This window comes from Campylobacter sp. BCW_6871 (assembly GCF_001762325.1).
Taxonomy (GTDB): Bacteria; Campylobacterota; Campylobacteria; order Campylobacterales; family Campylobacteraceae; genus Campylobacter_D; species Campylobacter_D jejuni.
Map to the genome: position 1 here is coordinate 1 of NZ_MJWQ01000041.1, position 1,780 is coordinate 1,780.

Genomic DNA, 1,780 nt, shown 5'->3' on the forward strand with positions numbered 1-1,780 from the left:
CTTTGCTATGTCAAGGCTTCTTGAGTATCCCCTGCTTTTGCAGGGTTTAGAACAATCCCTTTGACTTACCAAACAAGCTTTTAACTAAGCTTATCTCCTTTCTGTTGAATTATTTTATTTTTTAATTTATATTTTTCTTGCTTATGCTAAAAGATAAGATTCAATCATAAATAAAATGTATTAAGAAGTCAAAGAATTTGTTTGGTATAATTGCATTAAGGGTTTTACCACAAGGCTGCAACCCTGTGGCATAATCACACCCTAGAAAGGGGGTGAACTATATGACACGACTCGTACTTATAATTATACTAATTTGTATAATTACTGTCAAGGCTTATTAGCCTTGCCCCTTTTCTTAAGGGGCGAAACTCCCTTGTGGCTTGCACCAAACAAACTTTTAACTAAGCTTCTCTTCTTTCTATTGAATTTCTATATTTTTTTATATTTTTTATTTGAACTAAATAATAAACTTAACAAGATTTAAATTTACCAAATCTACTATCTTTTTACTTCAATCTCACATTCATAATCATATTAGATAAAAAGATACTATCTTTATCAAAGTCTTTTGAGTTATATTCATTTTTTGATTGTATAGTTTGCATTAAAGTTGAAAGATTGTATAAACTTAAACTTTCTAATATATTTATGAGTTCTATTTTGCTTAAAGTATTAAAATCATTTAACAATCTAAGATAATTACTTATAATAGAAGAAGAATTTATATTATGAAATACAATTTTATTTTTTATATCTTTTTTAATAAAAAATTGATTATTTTTTATATAAAAATAATCTTTAAGATGATGATTGCTTAATATTTGATTGTAAAAACTTAAAAGACTTTCTTTGCTGTTTAAGTCTATAAAATTAAGATAAAAATTCTTTTCTTCTAAGGCTAATTTTAAAGCATTAAGATTAGTAAAAGAAGCATTAATATTTTCATTATTTTTTAAAGCATAAACGATATTTTCTTGTTCTTGTTTTTGGGTAATAGCATATTGTAATAAAGGATTTTTATAATGTGTATCGCTATTGATTAAAACATTGATATAAAAAGCTTCTTTGCTTTTTTGAGTTAATTGAAGCAAAGATAAAAGTGTAGAAGGGATATAAAAAGAATCAAGCTTTAAATTTAAATACTTATCATAAGTATTTATATAAGTTAATTCTTGAGTAAAATCCAAAGCTTGTTCTTTTAAATTTAAAAGCATTGTTCCACCTAATCCTAATAAAGCTAGATTTTTGAAATTCTCTAAAGCTTTTCTTTTTTCTAAATTGATTTGAAGTATTTTTTGCATTGTTTTTCCTTTCTTTTGTGGTTCACTCTTTTATATTATGCTCTTTAGCATAAGCTCTTATCTTAGCTCGAAGTTCTTGCGGAAAATTATATCTATAAATAGCAGGAATTCTTGGGTCAAGGAGTTTGTCTAAATATCCTCTTTTATAAATCCATTCTAATCTTTCAGGTGTAAAATAATAAGGGGCATTAGGATAGCCTTGAGGAGGAGTGAGGGCTGCTAATTTGGCGCTTAATACTAGAGTATCTCTATCTAAAGCAGCTTGTTGTTCACTCCAATCATTTGGAGTATCTACATCAAATCTTGTTACCATTCCATTTTCGTATCCATCCATAGCATCATCAAATTTATTTCTACTTTCAGGAGTAGAATCTATATCTCTTGGATCTTTTAATTTGCCTTTTTCAATATCATTATATAAAGCCCAAATGATCCTGCCTTCTTCATCATAGGCAAAATCATATTTATTTAAATCAATC

At 26.8% G+C, this 1,780-nt stretch carries 1 protein-coding gene and 1 pseudogene; both read right to left on the reverse strand.

Annotation, left to right across the window (positions count from 1 at the left end):
- Positions 1 to 506: 506 nt before the first annotated feature.
- Positions 507 to 1,301 (reverse strand): hypothetical protein, encoded by a 795-nt coding sequence (locus tag AJ930_RS04545; protein ID WP_070273984.1) that lies wholly within the window; start codon positions 1,299 to 1,301, stop codon positions 507 to 509.
- Positions 1,302 to 1,323: 22 nt separating this feature from the next.
- Positions 1,324 to 1,780: pseudogene (locus AJ930_RS04550) on the reverse strand (hypothetical protein); the annotation flags it as partial.

Excerpts from the sequence above, each read along its gene's own strand:
- AJ930_RS04545 (WP_070273984.1), bottom strand. The coding sequence starts at position 1,301 with ATGCAAAAAATACTTCAAATCAATTTAGAAAAAAGAAAAGCTTTAGAG.